Source organism: Mycobacterium sp. 1465703.0 (assembly GCF_001672975.1).
In the GTDB taxonomy this organism is placed as follows: domain Bacteria; phylum Actinomycetota; class Actinomycetes; order Mycobacteriales; family Mycobacteriaceae; genus Mycobacterium.
In genome coordinates, this window is the sequence record NZ_LZKU01000280.1 from 18782 (window position 1) to 38609 (window position 19828).

Genomic DNA, 19828 nt, shown 5'->3' on the forward strand with positions numbered 1-19828 from the left:
TCGAAGCGGCCGAACTCGTCGGAGACGCCTAGTTCCTCAGCAACGGTAGATCTGGGTGAACCTGCGATACTTCAGATTCGCAAACCAGCGAACCCCGAGTCAGGCGATAAAGCCGCCGATGTCCGTAGACCGCTGGCCGAGGTGAGCACCTTCCGCCGAATGGGGGGCTGTGGCTTCGGTGTGTTGCGGATCCTGTTGCGGGGCTGCAGGTTCGGCTGGTTCGGCTTGCTGATGGGCGGCCGTGGCGTCGGGGTTGTCGTGGACATGGGGTGCGGCGGGTTGTTCTGCGGTGCTGTTCATGAAGAGCACGGCGCTCGTCGCTGACGAAGCCGACCCGCCCCCCGACAGCACCGGCTCAGGCACGACAGGCATGTCGGTGCGACGCGCCAACGCGGGACCAGCCGAGTCCGTACGCGAGGGCGCCACAGCCCGCGCGACAGGCAAACCGGCGAAGCCCGAGTCATTCGATAAAGCCGCCGATGTCCGCATCGCTGCCGCGGCCTGTGCGCGTAAATCAGCAAAGCTACCGCGCCGCCGAAGGGAGCGAGGCACTTCGGCCGGCCGCGTCGACGGCTCAGCATGCTTAGCCACAGCTTCGGGGTCCCCGGCCTCTGCGCGTAAATCAGCAAAGCTACGGCGCCGCCGAAGGGAGCGAGGCACTTCGGCCGGCCGCGTCGACGGCTCAGCATGTTTAGCCACAGCTTCGGCGCCTTCGCCGTGCGGCAGCCCGCTGGTTGGGACATTCGGATTAGGCCGCCGCGAGCTGAACATGCGGCTTATTGCCCGTGCCGCCCGTGCTGTGGGCGACGGTTCGACCGCTTTGACCGCGTCGCGCACCATCGTGGTGAGAGCTTGGTACTCATCGGGGATCTGCTCGGGAGTTTGGAGGCTACGGGCATTAGTGCGCACCTCTAACTGCAGAAGGCGCCTGCCCGCCGCCCCGTCCAGCTCATCGAAGTGGTCCCGCTCTCCGAACGCCTGTTGCGGGTCGATCGGGTTCGCTTCGTGCAACAGCATCGTGTCGAGGTAGTCGCCGGCGGTCAGGGGTTTGCGGTCATGGGCTTCGACCGGGGGGCCATACCGCACCGCCTGCAACGGCGCGGTATGCACGCCCTCGGCCAACCACGGCATCTGTAAGTCCTTCAAATCGGGGTTTACCGAGGCTGTTACAGTCGCGTTGGCGTAGCGGTCGCTGAAATCACCCATGCGTTTCAAGAATTGCGTCTCGAACTCGGCACGGATCTTTTTCGCGTTGTCATTCAGAAAGTCCCGCGCTTGCTCGGACAACTCGTCGCGCACGCTGCCCAGACTCTGCCGCAAAACCACTGCACTGAACTGCCGAACACTGGTAGGGGCTCCCGGTCTCAGCGTGGACTCCACTAGCGCAGCGACATGCAGGTAGGTCAGCCACATGGCCCCTTTGAGAGCGCGGCTTTCCAGATCGGACTGATCCGCAAGAGCCGCATCGCCAGCCTGAGCCGCCTGTTGCTCGAATAGCTTCACGACCGATGTGGCAAACGCCTGGCCCTCCTCATGAAATTTCCGATTCGGTCCTTCAATGCGCGGGCCGACAGCTTCCATGAACTGTGCGACAGCCCGCAGTGGCATCCCTTTGGTGTGGTGGACAATCGACGTTGCCGCCGTCCCCTCGGGCAGCACGGCCGGGTGGAATATCACACCGGCCGCAGCCTTAGACACCTTCCAGCCCTTGGCCTCCGGGAAGATTTCGGCCAAGCTGCGCGCTTCGCCGTCAAGTTGAGCCAGCTGTTTCCGTAATGCGTTGGCACGGTTTGACTTAACTGAACTGTCTTCCTTGGGCAGTTCGGCGATCGGCGGGTCGGTGTCGAATTGGAGGATCGGCTCATCCACCCGCCCCCCACCCGCGGGTGCTGACGGATCAGCCACCATGGTGCGGCCCCCGTCTGGCCTAGTCCTGAACTTGCCGACGCCGATCGTCACCGTCAGCCCCAATTTCTCGTTGGTCGCCAGCACCGGAATCCGCTGTCTGATACCGTCCGCGGCAGTCGCCAAATCCTGGGTCTGCGGATCAAACACGGCCTTGGGCAGCTCCAAATAGCCGCCGCGATACTGCGCCCCGATTCGACCCCGCCCATAACGGCGGTCCTCGACCGGGTCGATTAGCGCGTCCACCGTCGACGACGACTTCGGCACCGGCCGGGTCACGTCACGGCCATCGGCGTCCAGGATCACTACAGACGCCCGGCCTAGGGGCAGCTCAGGCGGCGCACCGTCGAGCACTCGATCTCCCGGGGCGCGATGCAAATCGAAGTACGCGATGCTGCCATCGGCGAAACGACGCGCACCCACCGCATGTCCCATGCCCCTGGCATGCTGGACAAGAAGCACCGCACTAGCACGTCCATGCGACCCGGCCGCCGCATTGAGCCGATCGACCACCTCGGCCCACGAACCGACCGGCGCCGGCTCGGCAGCACCGATGAGCCGGCGCACCGGCCGCCCATCGAACACCGAATCATCCAGCGTCTGCCTAGTGACCGGCAACGGCGCTCCCCGATTCAGTTCCCGCATCACCTCACCGACCAGCACCGTGCACGCAGCCAAGTCCTCACGAGGATCACCAGCGCCCGGCACCACTCGCTGCCGCGCGACGATCCTTTCGACAGCAGCCTTTAGATCCTCGAGCGTATGTATGCGGGTCGCCCGATCGCCGAACACACCAGAAGCCGAATCATGGTGGGAAGATTGAGATTGCGCCCTCGACGAGGCCACACGCTGATCGGCCTTGGCCGCTACCGAACCGTCTTTCGAGTCACCGGCGAGGTTGTGCTGCTCGCCAGACCGCTGGCCGAGGTGAGCACCTTCCGCCGAATGGGGGGCTGTGGCTTCGGTGCGTTGCGGATCCTGTTGCGGGGCTGCAGGTTCGGCTGGTTCGGCTTGCTGATGGGCGGCGGTGGTGTCGGGGTTGTCGTGGACATGGGGTGCGGCGGGCTGTTGTGCGGTGCTGTTCTTGAAGAGCACCGCCCGGATGGGCTCGTCGAATGGTTTCTCGAGTCCCGCGGAGTTTCTCGCGAATTGCTTACGCATCTCCTCGGCGACGTTGGCAAGCCACTCCTGTGCCTTATCAACGTCAAGGCCGGGGCGAACCTTATTGCTCATGTAGCGCCCGGATTTGTCGGAGACCTGCCACTGGCCGTCCTGGTAGGACAGTTCTCCGCTAATGCGTGCCGGACGCAACCGGGTGGCCCCGGTCTGGTCGAATCCAGCGGCCACCGTGGGATGGCCCTGATTGTCCAAAAATCCCTTCAACTCGTCCATGGTCAGCTCAGGGTTCTTCTGCTGCATCTCTGCCAAAAGCTGCTCGAGTTCGCGTTCTTCAGCGACGGTCAACAACGCATCGCTGCCCAACATGATCTGGCCGTCCTCATCAACGGCGAAATGCCACACAGCACCGGTGCGTTCGAGCAGCGTCGGCTTGAAATCCTCCAACCGGTACCACAACGGATTGAGCCGCACCTGACCCTGGTCGTCGAACTCTCGATCCTTGACCTTCTTGGGACCAGCCAACGGACCATACTTCGGATCGTGTTTGGCGTTATCGGCACTGGCCACAAATGCCCCGTGGGCGATCTTGGGACGCTCGGCATCCTGAGCACCGATCTCGATATCGAGCACCTCACCGATCTTCACAGCGGCGTTGCGCACCCACGCGCTGACCTCGGCGGGTGGCACCCCTGGACGTACGGCGGGTCCGGTGTAGCGGCTGGAGGCATCAATCACCCACCTACCGGTCACCGGATCTCTGAACAGTTCACCGCCGACCCGCCCCATGCCCGTGCCAGTGGCCCCGGTCTCATCGAACCTAGCGGCCAGCGTGGGCACACCCTGATCATTGATCGCTTTCTTCAACGCCTCCATCGTCAAGCCGGGATCGTGTTGGCGCATCCCATCGAACAACTCACGACGTTGCTTCTCACTAACGATGGACCACACATCTTCACTACCGATAAAGACCTGACCCTGCTCGTCGATCGCGTAATGCCACACCCCCCCTTCGCGGTCCAGGAAGGCCGGGTCGAAGTCCTCCAACCGATGCCACAACGGATTCAACCGCACCTGCCCCCGGTCGTCCCTTTCAGACTCCTTCACAGTCTTGGGACCGACCGCAGCCCCAAACTCGTCGTCCAACCGCGCAGCATCCACCACACCCGCACCATGCTGATGTTCTTGTTGTCGTTCCCGCACCGGAATGGCGTCGTAGTGGTCGTGGCCGTTGTATAGCACATCGACCGAGCGGCCGGTGCCCGTCGGTCCGACGACCCTGGCACCTACATGACTGGCGCTGCGCACCCGCAGCTCCAAGTCCAGGGCGTGTGCCACCAGGGCAGGGAACATCTCCCCCTCCTCGGTGTTCCAGGCGCCGGTGCCCGGCCGCCACGTGCTCAGCCGCTCGACCAACGCTTCGGCCAACTCCCGGCGTTCGTCCGGGGCGAGCTCTCGCTCAGCCATCGTCTCGGCGTAGGCGTCCCGCAGGCCCTGGACCTCGACGAGATTCAGCGGCAGGTTCACGTCACGGCGACTTAAGTAATCGAACTGCCCCTGTATCCCGAGTGCGCCGTCCGTGAGCACGAGTTCGCCCGTTCGTTCGTTAACCCTCTGTTCCACCTCGGATGCCGCCTGTGCCCGCGCTGCCCCCTCGGAGACGCGCGGCCCACCCGGCGGAGTCATGAGGTCTCGAGTACGGGCCTCGATGTACTGTGTGCGCAACGCGTCCGGGTGCAGCCAGTGCGACGACCGCACCGTTTCGACCCCGAGACTGTGCAGCCGCAGACGCAGCTCGCCGGCAGGCGCTTCGCTTAGGTCAGTGCCCAGCAGCCGCCGCAGCCGGTGCTCGCTGCCGCGGTAGTGCTCCGTCACATCCACCGGCAGGGCCTCGTGGTTCACCCCCCGCAGGACCATCTGACGCAGCGCATCCGCAGCCCGATACAGCGGAGTGTCCTCCCCGATGGGACCCGGTTCTCGACGTTGGCGGAGTTGCGCGACGACCGCGGTATGCGCGGCGTGCGTGTCTCCCGACGATTCGCCCAGGGCGGCAGGCCAATGGTCCGGTGGGGTACTCGCCAAAACCGAATACAACAAACACCACCCATCGCCGGGCACCCGAAGAGGGACCGCGCCGTCAGAACGATCCGGAGCCGCCTCGCCCGAGTGGGACGGCCCAGGTGGTGCGGACGCCATATCGTCGGGGTTCGGGCCCTCGGTGACCCGCAACGCGTCTGACGTAACAGCCCCATCACCTCGACCCGCTGGCTGCGTCGACCGAGCAGGCACCGGGTCGGCGGAAGTATCCGCGGTGCGCGCGACAGGCAAATCGGCGGTATGAGTGCCCGGTACGCGGTCGCCCTTCGACTCCGGCAGCGACGCCCGCTGCGCGGCGACGGGGCCCGAATCCACAGGTGACTGGGCGTTCTCGTCACCTGTTGAGCGCGTTGCGCTTTCGGGCTTGATGCTGTCAGGGGTGACGGTCGACGGAGCCGGTTGCGCCGGCACCACCGCAGCAGCGGAGCCGCCGCGGTGACCTCGAACGCCCGAATCAGCTTGCACCACAACTGCATCGCTATCGAGATGCGCCGACAGCGCATCGGCGACGAGCCGAGCTCGCTCGTCCGGCGGGCGCCATCGATCAAACGTCTTCAATTTCAACTCAGCTGCTCGGACCATGTCGTGGTCGAGGTGCGACAGGCCAGGCCTCGCATGCAGCGCATCGACCAAATCATCGAGATCTTTGCCTTCGAGCGGCGGTGGGCCGGCCGGATCGCTCGCGCGGCCGGGCAGGTTTCCTCCAATTGCCTCGTACAGCGCCGTGAGTCGAGCGACCTCATCGGTATCGCTCATCTCCCGGCTGTAGTCGCGGCCCAACACCTGACCCAAGCGATATTCCGCCACGAACTCTTGCGGATTCTGACCTGCATACTTGCTGACCTTCTCAACAAGTGCCTGATCACCGGGCAGGAACTCGGTCGTCGAATCAAGCTGGGCGTACGTCTGCCGATCGTGCTGATAGTGCTCCCAGTGGGCCAACTCGTGCAACATCGCGCCCAAAGCCGAGTCATGCAACATACGGCTGACCGACCAGCCGGCAGGGCGGGGGATCGCCGACGGCGAGGAAAAGACGCCCGAAGTCAGGACGAGATTGTCGGGAGGATAGAACGAACCAACCAAGGTCAACGGTAGTTCGTCGTCTACCGGCTCCGCGTCGATGTCTAGCCCAACCAGCTGTCCGTCGTTATCGCGCTTCGGGTCAATATCGAGTATGCGGTGATACCGAGGGAGATAAACATGAAGTGTTTTCGGCAGATCATGCCCGGCCTCGTTCAGGGTGGACAAGGCTTTAAGCACAAGATGTTGCCGTTTGGCCGCCATCGCGTCACCGTCCGTGGCGTGAAAATTCACCCGTGTGCCCGCTAGCTGCACCTCCTGCACGGTGAATTCGTGGGAGTTGCTGTCGATATGCGTACGCCCCGATTGTCTGACGTTCGGTGCATTGACAAAGGTCTCGAGTTCCGGATATTCGGAGCGGTACCCAGGATTTTGGTCAAGCACCCTCGCGAGCGCATCGATGTCGGTCCCTTGAAACACACGAATTGAACCTTGCCTGACGATGTCGTCCCAGTCCGCATCGAACTTCCGTATCCAGGACTGCTCGAAGTGTTCCAGAGCTTCAGGGCTCAACGCCTCCCCGATACGGTCGAATTCGGTGAGATGTGCGTAAGCATCGGGGTCCAAATTCGTGTGCTCGGGGCGCGTTCGCATCACAAAACCCGCCAGTCCCTTCGGGACGGAGTCGTAGCGGTCGCGCCTCCGCGCCAATTCGGCCTCGGGCGAGGCATCAAACTCGAGCACGGAACGCTCCGATGCCGTGTCCGCGCGCACGGACTCCGCTCCATCAGCCTTTGTCTGTTGCTCCCGAGTGTCTATCCGGGTCGGGGCTGCGAGCGAGTGCGAAGGCGACCGTGGCGACTCCGCGCCGGACAGTTCCGTCGACGGTGCCTGCACCGGCTCGGGGATCGTATCCGCCGTGCGCGCAACCGGCAAATCGGAGGTGTGGGCGGCCTTTACACGGTTGTCCTTCGGTTCCCGCAGCGACGCCCGCTGCGCGGTGGCTGGGCCCTGATCTACAAGCGGCTTGTTGTTCTCGTCACCTATTGAGCGCGTTGCGATTTCGAGTTTGACGCTGTCAGGGATGGCGGTCGACGAGCCCGGTTCCGGGGGCGGGGGTGGCTCCTCGACGTGGTCCTTCGCCGCGTCAACGGGCTCCGGCGGTGTGTCGTCAGGCGTGGTCTCGGATTCTGGGATCAAGATCGGACTGTGAATGTCTATGTTGTCCAAGGAATGCCGGGCATCACCGACATGCACCGTCAAACTGATGCGAGTGGTGGCGTCGAAGACGGCGTTCGAGCGGGACACCTTCGCGTTGGCCGAAAGCCTCGCGGCGTCACCGATAATTGAGTCGTCGCGATGGCGGTAGCTAAAGCCACCGCCGCCGACCAGGTAACCCTGCAGGAAGGGCAGCCTAAAGCGTGGGCCGATCAGTAAACGGATACCGGGTCCGCGGTACTTGCTGCCCTGATCGAGTCTGGTCTGGCTGACGTCGTTGAGCACGTAAGCGTTGCCGCCCTCGCGTTCGACCCCTTTGAATTCAAGGTGTTGGACATCAGCGCGTCCGGTGATGCGCACGTTTCCGTACCGCATCAGTTCCACGCCGTCGCCTTGCTCGACGCGAGTCATCGCGGCAAGCTTGCTCGCTACGCGAAAGTCGTTGAGGGAATTCTGCACAACGGCGTCCAGGTTGGTGATCCCCAGCCGTCTCAGACTTTTAAGGGTTGCATGGCGGAATCTCTCGCCGTTGGTGATCTTTCGGGTGATGCTGTCGTGACTGAGGCCGCGCGCAGGCAAGCCAGACTGACCAGCATTCGGCTGTTGGCGCTGCGGCCCGTCGCCAGGTGGCGCCTCAGCGGGGTTGACCTGCTGGACGATTCCGTCACGCGGGACGTGCTTCAGATGCTTTGGCGGGTCGGGTGGCGACTCCCGCGTGACATACACGACCTGAGCTCTGCCGACCTTGTCGCCGCGCGGCGCGTCAGCCGGCCGGAACATGCGCGCCTCAACGGTGGCGACGCCAGTGTGGGTCAGCGTGGGAATTTTCTTGCGGAACAGAATCCCGGTGGCTGAGTTGTCCGTTACGGTTTGCGTCTGCTCGGTGCCCGTGCCGCCGAAGACACGGCCGATGATGGAGAGGTTGACCGGGTGTTCGCCGGGCAAGGCGTCGAGTTGGCCTTGCGCGTAACCTTGCGTGTTGCTCAATTTGCCTTCGGAGACAGTCGAAGTCATCAACTGTTGGCCACCGGTGTAGAACTCGGTGGTCGCTTTCGAGCCCACTTCTTTCATCGTGTGCACGTGCGCCAACAGCGCCACGTGCCCGCCTGGCACCGAAACCAAGTCGATGATCCTGAAGCCGTGGCGGCTGAAGTCGCCGAGGGCCCCCTGGATGGCCATCGTCCTGACGTGGGGGGCGAGCTCGGAGCGCACCTGCGGCCACTTATCGCCGAAGACCGAGTGCCCCTCTGCCGCCATGGAATTCAGGATGTGCGCGGCAACCAGGTCTTCGTTCGGCGTCCGCGGGTCGTCACGGTCGTCTACCGCGGGACGCTGGGCACCCGAATCACGTGGCTCACCAGCACTTTCCGGCTCGGTGTGAGGAGCGGCGCCGGGGTCACCGAACGGCCGCACCGTCATAACCGCCTGATTGGGTTCGAGGCGCAAGCTCTGGCGCTCCTCGTCCGACGTGGGCTTGGCCGGCGGCGCGATCGTGTCCTTGGGGTATGAGAAGACGCCGTGCAGGCGAACCGGTTGTGGCGATTCTGGGATGTCGTCCAACCGCGGCCCGCGAGGGACATGCTGTTCGTAGCTGATACGGAAGCGGATCGGCTGGCGGAACAGGTCGTGTGCTTCGGTAGCCCTGGTTCTTGCCGGGACTCGGTGCTCGATATCGCCGGTGACAGTCGGCGCGTTCAGACCGCTCAGCCCCAAGAGGCCGTGATCCTCAATGTCCTCCTTGGGCCGTATTGACGATGTGCGAGTGGCCTGCAAGCTCACAGACACATGCGGGACCGGGACCTGGACCCGGCCACCCGCCTCCATGCGCGACGCGGCGCCGTGGGTATGCGCGGCCGAAGTTTGCGACTCGATAGACAGGTCGGTCTCGAACTTCTTGGAAGAGCCTACGAATTCGGCATCCGCCAGCCGCTCCGGCCGGACCGTCACCGTGATCTTGCCGCCACGCACCGGTATGTCGTGGCTCCACTTCTGGCCCGACTGGTGAGTGAGCCGGGCGGCCAGTACCCGCGGGCCGAATTCGTCGGAGACGGCCGCCATCGCGTTATCCAGGGAACTGCCCAGCGCGGCTCGGAGATCGTCGCGGATCGCGTCCAGCAATCCGCTGGGTGGGTCGATTCCGACCAGCATGTCCGAGGGATGCCACGCGCTCAGCGACGCGTGCGCGGGCGCCGTCGCCTCAGGCTGCTCGCGCTTCTTCCATTGCCAATCAGGACGATCGGGCACATCGCGAGGCGGCGGCACCCAGCCGTCCAAAATATCTCTGAGGCCCGGAGTCGTCCAAGGACCGATCTCGTGGGCCGCGTCACTGCCAGCTGTGTCCTGTCGATCGGGCACCAGCGGCGGCTCGCTGTCCTGGCTCCAGCGGAACAGTCGAGTCGCGCTATCGATAGTCAACCGCCGGCCCGGCAGGCGATCGACGAGAGAGTCGAGGCTAGCGAAGCTCGCGAGCGTGTCTTGACGACCCGGAGAGTTTCCGCGTCCGCGCTCAGGCACGAATGGCGGCCTCCGGTCAATATTCTCATCCGTTGCGCGGCGGGTCGGACTTTCCCGGGAAACGGGACTCGTGGGCCCAGAACCAGGCGGCGATGCGTCGGCAGCGGAGTCGAACCGACCACCAACCGGCGAGGATTCGGAGAGCGGGCTAGCAAACCGAGGGCCGGAACCGGCGGGCCGCGTGCCCAACTCGGCGGCGTACGAGCCGCCTTCCGGGTCGAGAATTGGGGAAGTGCGGCGAGGGGTGCCGGGGATAGTCTCCCCCGCGGAATCGATCTTTACCCGGAGTTGAGGCCCCCGCCTCAACAATTGTCTGCGCAGCGGCTCCTCCGGCCTTGGCCGGTCGGATGATCCTGGGTCTCGCGCGATGCGGTCGAGGCTCTGCCTACCGGATAGAGGTGGCGCGCCTCTTTCTCCCGTCGGCTCGCGGCTGACCCGCTCCTGCGGCGCTGGGCTCGATTGCCTCGAGCCAACCGGAGACGGGCGGGCCGTTGGGCTACCCAACCTCCCAGGGCCCGGAAAGGATCCGGTTTGTCCACTATCGCCGAGCGGGGTAGGAGGGACGCTTGAAACCGGGCTCTCAGTAAGCTCGATGGCTTCCAGTGTCGGCTCACCGGGTGGACTGGCAAGCCGACCGTAAGCGGATCTGGGCGCGAACGGACCGGTATTGATTTTAAGCCGCATCCGTTCTCCGAGTTGCCTGAGGAACGGATCCCGTGTGGAAGGCGGCGGTGCGATCGCCGGGGTCGGTGGCGGCGTTTTGATGGGAACGGGTGGGGGCCCGTCAACTTCCGGGAGATGGGGCTGACGTGACACGGGTTGAGGGGCGGCCGGGCGGCTCGGATCGTCGATGAATCCTGTTTTGGCGTCACGAGTGAACGTGGGCGGCAGATTTTCTTGGTGTTCACGCGCGCCCTCGAGTTCGGAGAGCGGGATGGCGATCTCTACCCGGAATAGGCCGGACTCGTGCACGGTGGCTCTGGATCCGGTCATGGTGCCGTCCATCCGCACCCAGCCGTCGAAAATCGCCATGGGTTGCTCGAATTTTGTTGCCACGGCAACGCGTTCCTGATCGCGCTGGCGGTCGTTATCGCGAACGTTGTGGTTGCCGAGGCCGATCGCCTCGGCGAAGCCCGTACCGTTGTTGATGTCGGTACGTGCACCGCCCGCACCCAGTAGAACGTCCTGCCTATTCTTTTCGGTTGTGCTCGTCGAGCCCTCGGTGATCTCCATACTCGGGCTCGACAGCATCTTGTCGACGACCCGTTTGTAGGTGAGCTTCTCGAAGTCGGCGGTAAATGAAACCTTTGTCTTGGGGCCCGGTCCGGACAGCTCCAAAGTCAGGGGGCTGTGCTGAGTCATGGACCCAAACGCGCCGCGGATCCGGTTGATGTGAGACTGCCAGATTACACCCGGCCCAATGCTTTTCCATCCACTGCCGAAAGCGCGGCGGCCCATCGCGTCGACCATGCCGTGCAAGCCACTCACATCAAGATTGATGACCCGGTCCATGCTGCCCAGACCTTTGGCGGCTGGGATACGGTCCGGCGGTTCGTTGGGACTCCGGTTGTCAGCCGCCCCACCGACTCCAGCGTTGTCGGCGACCCCGGGTGGGCCCGCGCTTGTGCTGTTCGGCATGGCGCCCAAGCGCCACCACGGTTTCTTGGCAACCGACGAGTTCCGCTCCATTGCAGGCCCATCGCCCCATATGCGTTCGGGCGGGGCCCACACCTCCTTGCCCTTGTAACTGGTGATGGGCGTAATCTCTGATTTTTCGGTCGTCACGTCGAAGCGGGCTCGGGTCTCGTACACCCCACCTTTGAACGTCGCGGGCTTCCTGGCAGCGACCGCCGCTTTCTTGGCTTCAGCAGACGGCGCACCCTCCCCCGCAGAAAACGACGGGTCCTTCTCCTTAACAGAGACTGGATCGGGAGTGAGAATCTCAAAGCGAAGCCGAACCTGACCGTGCCAGGCCTGCCCGGCAGCCGGGTTTTTCAGCGTGTTGCGGACCCGGAACTGGCGGCTGTTCGCTTCACTATTTAACTGACCTGGTGTCAGCCTCGCATCCAGGCCGCCCTGCGCCTCGGCGACATCGGTACTGCCTTGCCCGCGGGCGCGGCCGGGAACCGGCCACTGATCTGACCGGGTTATCGCGTCTTGGTGCGTCCGCGAGGTATCGGCCTCAGTGCCGTAATGGAATTCGGTCTCTTTGGTCTCGCCGGTGGGCCGCATCATCCGTTCGCGCCCAGCGCCGCCGTGATTACTGTGTCCGGGTGCGGCCGGAGTGCCAAGCGGTTCGATGAACGCGTGTACTTCCAACCTGGCGCCTGGGATGCTCTTGAGTTCCAACACCAGGGGCTGCTTGTTGGTCATTCCGTGCAGGCTGGATTCGAGTTTCTCGATGGTGAGCCATTTTTCGGTCTCGCGCATCGCAAGCTTCGCCGACTTCTTCCCGAAGGCCTTTTCGAAAGCCGCCCCCAGGGAACGCCTTTCCCCGGCGGTGTCGGCGGTCCCGTCGGGTCGCGCACCCGTGACAAGCTCGCGGATCGTTTGCGGTCGTGGACCGCGCGGCTTCGGCTGACCCTCCGCGTCGTTTCGAGCGGGTGTGGGTTCGTCAGCCAGTAACCACAGGTTGGTGACGACGTCGGAACCGTTGAGTGCGTGGGTGTACTCAACGTGGGGCGGCGCGCTGGGCTTTGGCGCTTGGTCCGACGACCCCAGCTCTGACGGGAGTTTCTGGCGCCCCGTCAGGTCGTAGTCCTGTACATTGTCGACCACATCGCGGGTCGGGACAACCACCTCGGTGTCGTACAGGAAATCGAGGTGGCCCCCGTCGGGCGAGCCGCTGAACCGGTGGGCAATCCTCGCCTCGACCTGGCCCTTGAATCGCGTTGCAGGCTCGGCTGTTTGGCCGCCACTGACCTGACGGTCTGAACGCAAGTTAGTCAGCCCTGAGTCGTGCGTTCGAGCCCGGATGAACGCCGCGGTATCGCTCGCATTGGGATGGGAGACGTTGGCCTGAACGGCGCCGAACCTCACGCGGCGTTGTTGGGCGGCGGAGCCGACAGTGTTGGTGTTGTCGGACGTGTGCTCGAATTCGTACTTCGTGTCCCCGGCGAAGTCCAGGCTGGACGCTTCCGATGCGCCATTCACCGAAAGTTCGACTTCGAGGGCGCGTCCGAACCTGAGGTGAATGATGTGTTTGATCGTCTGGCCACCGCGCAGCATACCGGGCACTTTGGGACGCACGCCGTCGTCAGAGAACAGTGCGGTGATCTGCGCTTCATTGTCCGCCCACACGTTGTGGTCGGTCACCAGCTTTTTGACGTAGTCCAACGCTTTGTCGCCGGAGCGGAACTTCTCGATCACATCGATACCGCCGAGCACCAGGTGGTCGCCGATCCGGGCAGGTATCTGCGGAGGGCCAGGCTCGGGAGCGTCAGCCTTCGGTGAATTAGATTTCGGCTCTAGGCCTTTCGGCTCGGAGTACTTCGACTGCTTATCGTTTGATCTATCTGCGTCACCAGGTTGCGGCGTCGCCGTTGAGCGCTCACCGTGCGCTTTGGGTGTGCCAACTGTCGGAGTGATCGTGGCCGACGTGTGCGTCGTGGTGTCACCGCCAGCCGGGTGGTCCGCCGTCCGCTTGCCCTTCGCCTTGTCCCGTAGACCACCGTCTTGCTGTCCCGGCTCTTCGCGCGACACCCCGCGCTGGTCCTCGGACGGCGAGGGTTGCGGGTGCTCAGTAGCGACGACTGCTGATGCAGGCTTCGGTTCGGCGTCGATCGAATGTTGCTGTGCGCCAGAGTCGGTCGAGGATCCGGTCGCTAGTCGGGCCGGATCCTCCTGCGCTCTGATGACATGTGGGTCCGCAAACGGATCCTCGGATGCGGTGCCGGCGGGGTGGCTGGTGCTTTCCTGCGCGCTAAGCCGGGACGAATCCGACACCGGACTGTGTGGAGCGGGCTGTGCCGCGGGGGGTGAGCCGACAGGTACGTTCTGCTGGCCATGATCCGCATCGGTCGGCTGGCTTGCCGACGTCGGCGGCTGCTGCTGCGGCACTTCGCGATCCTCGCCCGCCGCTCCACCGAACAAGCTATCGGCAAAAGCCCATGCCGCAGATGGCTCTTGGTACGACGGTGAAACCTCATCGGCAGTCAGCAGACGCGAACCCCGAGGTGTGGGAATGCCCTTCGTGAGAGGCAGCATCGCCAGCGCCGTGGCTTCGGTGGGATCGGCCGCCAATTCGCCACGCTGCGGATCCAGGAACGTCACCCCAAGGGCATCAACCACCGCCACATAGACGTGATTGACATTGCCGTTGCCACCGCGCACCGCGATCAACGCCATCGCACCCCGCCCGGCCGAGGCCAACGCGTCAGCGGCTGAATCAAAACCGGGAATCAACGACACCTGATGCTCGTCGTCGCGCAGCCTCAGCGACTGACGGTGGAAATTCAACAGATCCACGCCGGGCAGCCGCTCGGTGGGCGGCGCTTGGAACGACTGGCGTTCACGTTCAGCGATGACGAACGCAATCGCACTCATCACACAGTTGGTTTGCGCCTCAGCAGAACCACGCTCCGGATTGACCTTAGTCAGCCACGGATACCGCTTGGCCAGCGAATCCGGAGTGTGGCCATGCGACAGCCTCGGCCCAACCGATGTGATCCCCGCGTCACCGAACCGGCTACCCGCCAGCGCCCAATCGGTTGGCAGTCCAGATTGGTCCGCCCGCCCAGTCTCGCGGGACCCGGATGACCCACCGGCACCGCTCGCCTGATCGTCACCTGAGCCAGGCGAAGGCAGCCCGACGTGGCCCGACGGCCCACCTTCGAACTGTCGCACCGCAAAGTGAGGATTCGGCGCGTCAGCGACGTGATTATCGTACCCAGACTGCGGCACACTGTGGTCGTCGTTGGGTTCATCGAAATCCAGATCACCCGGATCTCCTGACGGTTGAGCGAACTCCACGGAGGATTCGGAGGATTCGTCATCCGATGGCGTTGGGACGCTTGGGTTACGAACGGGCCCCAACGGTGAAGGGGGGACTATATTTCCGAGACCCGGGTTGAAGTGCTCGTTTTCTCGAAACTCTCCGTACACCGGAGTCGTGCGGCGGGAGGCTACATCGGGATTATCGCGCAGCGCTTCTCGTGGGAGAACCTCCACCGCACCGACAATGTTTTCCCGCCTGATCCCGCCGGGGAAGGTGATCGCCGCCTCTAAAGCCATTGGCGCAATGCCTTCGGTTGCGTTCACATCGATGCCGCCGGGCGCATCGATGGTGTAGCGGTAAACCGGGGCGTCAGGTCGAGAAGGCCCGAGGTAGTTCAAGTTTGGATTGCGGGTGGTCGGAACTAGACCAGCCAGCGGGGTATGCGCGTTAGCTGGGTTGGGCGCGAAGCCTTGCTCGAAGATGACCTCAGGCGGGCGGCTGTCATCGCGGTACAGAAGGTCATTGTCGGCACGGAAGAACAAGCCGCGGGTGGCGGTCGTGATGTATGCATCGAAGTAAGCGAGGGGGTCGACTTCGGGATCTAATTGGGCGCTCGGCCGAGGTGGTGGGAGCGGGTTTTCGGCCATCCGCGTGCGCAATCCGTCCCAGCTGGCCGCGAATTCCGGGTGCAGGTCAAGGCCGGCTACCTGGTCCTCGCGAACCCAGTGCGACGAACCTTCCGCGTTCGAGGTGGTTTCGAGAGGATAAGGCGCATCGGCAATCACGGTCGTGTAGGTCCAGTCAATGCCCCGGGCCCGAGCTGTCACGACCGGCGCGCGCACATTGAATTGGTGCTCGAGCACACCGGCTTCTTCTGCAGACTCCCGCTTGGCAGCATCCTCGGGGGCTTCGTCCGCGTTCCTCGCTCCGCCCGGCAGGGCCCAAGTGCCGCCGCGGTCGGTCCACGCCGCCCGGTGGTGGAGCAGCACGACTGGTGCACCATCAACGCCCGGCGCACGCAGCAGCAGCCCGGCAGCGCCGTAACGACCCCAGCGGCGAACCCCGTCGGCGTCGACAACCCAATCGTCACCGTGGCCAACGGCCACCGAGTCACGTGTGCGCAGCCGAAACTGGTCGGGTACTTCGTCAGTCGGCGCACTTGTCGACGGACCCGGTTCGGCGGATCGGGTTGATGGGGAGGGCGCCGACTGGGCGTCACCGGCCGCGCGGTGGTCGCCATGGGGTGCGCTATCGGCGTCGGGCAGGTGACGATCGGTGCTTGAAGACGGTTGCGGCGCATACGGCTCGTCAATCTCTGCCGGCCCGCCCCCGCCGGCATCGGTTTGGGAAGCGGCCGGCACTCCGGCACGATGAGGCTCAGCAGGGCGGGACCCAGAACCGCTCGATTCTGCTGCCCGCCGCACTTCCGGATTCGCCGCATCAGCTGCCCATTTCGGAGGATCCTCGGGAGACGGCTGAGCAGAGGGCTCTTCGAGTTGCTCTGCAGGTTTTTGACCCGCCTGGCGTGCCAGCCGCCGCAGCGGTACCCACATCCGCTCCGATGTGCGCCTTTCCCTGAGCACGGCTTTCACCGCGTCGTACATGCCCCGTACGGCGGCACCGTCGAAGCCCTGCGTGTGCGTTTGACGCACGTCTTCGGGAAGCTCCTCGTAGGCGATAGCAATCAAATCGTCGACATCGGAGGGCAGTTGGACAAACCTGTCCCCCAACAGGGTCTTGACCGCGGTGACGACGTTGGCGTACTTGGTGGGATGGGGCGGCAGCCCGCTCGGCGCGTTGGAGTACGGCCCAGGCCTGCTGGCGTGGCGCGCGCGGTCCGGCCGTTCCAGACCGAGTTGGTCACCCACCAGATCGTGCATATCCCTCGCCAGAGTGGGACTCCAGCCCGAGTTCAAATAATTCGCGCGCAGATCCTCAGGTAGTGCCACCAAGGCACGGTCGTAGGCGAGGTCGATCCGGTCGTCCACATCGTCGGGCATGCCGTCGCCCACCGAGTCCTGCAGTTTGCGTCGCGCCTCGGCGGCGATCGCCGCATAAGCGCGATGCCGCGGTTGTGGTCTGCTCAGATCTGGATTCTGCCAGGGATCCTCGTGGCCGTACGGAGGAGGGGACGCATCGTCCTCGTTCTTATATTCCGGGGGCCCGGGAACTCGGAGACCGTAGAGCGGATCGTCTGGCGGCTCCGACTCCGGGTCAGCGGCGGGTCCGGGAGAACCGTGGGCGACGCTCGACGCGCGAATCCCGTTGTCGCTGCTATCGATATCGGTCGCCCGGCTCGGCCCCGCCGCACCAGACCCACCGGCGCGACCGGCTGGCGCCGACCGGTGCGAGCCGACGCCACGCGATGACCCCGCACCATCGGAAGCCAACAGGTCATGTTGATCCTGCTCGTCACGTCCACGCCCGATCGGCGCACCCGAACCGCGCCGCCGGGTGTTCAGCTCCTCACTGAGCCGAGCAGCCAGCTCCGCAGCGCGACGCACGCGCTCTTCGGCAGGGAAAGTGGTTGTCGGATCGCCACCGTCGTGCAACACCCGAGCGACGGCCTCAACTATGACTCCGTAGCGCTCCCTGTACTCCTGAGCCTCCGGCGACGCAGAAGCAGACTGGTCGGTAGGCGGACTGTGATGGTGGGCCTCCACCACGATGGCTGCCGAACTGTACAACCGCTCGGCCTCGCGCTCACCAAGCGCAAGTTTGCCCCACGCATTCGCGTGGGCTTGAAGCGTGCCCTCCCACTCGGCCCACTTACCCGCATCCATCGACGGCACCACCTGCCCGCCCAAAGACGGCATCGGCTCGCCCCGCGAGGACATCGCTGCCACATTCTCGTGCCCCAACGATCCTGTGCTGGTGGAGGATTCACCGCGCAATACACTCAGTGGCGGAACAGCCCCACCACTGCCGTCGGGCTCGTCCTCGGGGCGACCTCCACGCTGCCCGGATGCATACGGATGCACCGATTGTCGAGCGCGTTGCCGGCGCGAGCTCGACGCCTGCCGCCCCCCAGGCTGCTGCTCCGGTGGGACGCTACCAGCACTACGTTGTTGCGATACCGACTCAGCCGCCAGCGCCTGCTCCTGATAATGGCTCGCCGTGACGTACTGAGTCGATGGCGCCTCAGTGCTGATACCGACGCTGGGGAGGCCCCCCATCGGCGCAACTGATTGCGATTGCGGTGGATAGTAACCAAGTTGTGGGCGAACAGGGAATAGGTCCAGTTCCAGATGTTGCAACACGTGTGCGCGGGCTGCCGCAAGAAGCTGAGCCACGTCGGAGTACATGTGCGGCCACGCACCGAGATACGCCGCGATCGCCTGGCTGAGTTCGACTGCCCGGTCCGACTGCTGGTAGACATTGGCTATCACGTAGTTCGTCAATGCCTCGATAACCGGCCCGCCGAGCGGGTCGCTGTTCAGCTGGCGTGTCACATACGCCGACCTGTCAATGCGTTGTGTTGCCGCTATCAGCTTCCTGCCATCGCCCAGCATCCCGTTCCAGTCGCTGAAGTTACGCATCCGCGGGGGCTCGTATTGCACGGGCCGGCCGTAGTAGCGCGCCTCTAGCGCAACGGTAGGAAGCAAACCCCCCTCACGCCGATTGAGCGTGTCACCGGCGTTTGCCAACCCAACGCCAAAAGTGATGGGGTGAAGAGCTAAACCCTCCTGCTGCGGATTCAACACATCATCGAGTAGCTGCCGGACCGTGATGTCCTCTTTGTCCTCTTCTTTCAGCACGAGCAGACCCATAACGTCTTTGTCCGCGAAGTCTGGGTGGTCGGCTTGGAACAGATCCGTGAACCGCTCACGGATCGCTGAGGCGCTCTGCCCGAGTAGATCCCGAAGCTCGCTGTCGAGGCTCTTGACGATCGTCCGCAGCGACTGCCGTGGCGCCACGTGCATGCCAGCTTTCGCGAGCATTGTTAGATCTGGACGGTCTTCAAGGAGGGCCACATTAGCGACCTGGACGTATGCCAGCGCCAGAACACCCATGATCGACACCAGCGGCTCCGAAGCAACCAGCATGTGCAGGCGGTCGGCGCGCGGCCGCACACCGGTCTGCGCCTCAACGATCAGGCCCGCACCCTCGCGCCCAAACCGCAAAGCGGTATGCAGCTGGGTCAGCCCTGGTTCGAATTCCCGCGCATTGCCTGCGAGTTCACTCAGGTACGGATAGATCCCCAGCGGGGAGGGCACATCGTCGGTGTACTGGCCGTAGTACTCCGTGCCTTGATGCATTGCGGGGTAGTAGTTCACCAGTAGGTCGCGATACTCCTGGTGAACCGTGAACTTATCTGGTGGCAGCAGGTCGCCGAGCCTGGAGCCCTGACCGGGCGTCGGCCCGTAGGATTGGTGCGCTTTCGACAAATGATCGACGAACAAATAAACACCGGCTTCGACATCGCTCCACGCGACGCCGGTTGGTTCCCCCGGCAGCGTTTGGGCAAGTTTCGCCGTGACGATCTCCGGCACCGTGATGTAGGTTTCCGGGCGCTCGGAATGAGCGGCCACCCCCGCGGCGATCCTGGCTTCCTCGGTTTCGTAGTAGTGCCCATTCGAGCCGATCCACACTTTTTTGGAGTCGGCGACCAATTTCGTCACGCCGTCCTTTGAGATCGCCAGTTCGACCTTGCCTGGCACTTCACCACCCGCGGGCATCGCCAGCCCGACCTTGTGGAACTCGATTTCCCGGCCGTGGTAACCGAATTCGTGTGATAGCGGGGCATCAAGCACCGCCTCGGTCGTGGTGGGGCCGACCGACCAGTCGCCGGGCTCCACGACCCTGCCGTGCGGGTCGATAACCACCGCCCACACCGCGATCGCGTGTTGCAACACCGGCGCCAACTGCTCATGCACAGTGCCGGCAGGCAACACACGCTCCGCAGCGCGCCGCTGCGGATCCACCCACCGCGCCGCCCCGTGGCCACCATCATCAACAACGGTGTGCAACGCCAGCACATGACCGCGCCCCGCCCCGGCGCGACTGGCCATAATCACCGCC

At 64.2% G+C, this 19828-nt stretch carries 1 protein-coding gene; it reads right to left on the reverse strand.

Going from position 1 to position 19828, the window contains the following annotated elements:
• Nucleotides 1–99: 99 nt before the first annotated feature.
• The gene (locus tag A5625_RS26390; RefSeq protein WP_067001353.1) at nt 100–19818 is read right to left on the reverse strand and encodes an NUDIX hydrolase; all 19719 of its coding nucleotides are present in this window, start codon (nt 19816–19818) and stop codon (nt 100–102) included.
• Nucleotides 19819–19828: the final 10 nt, after the last annotated feature.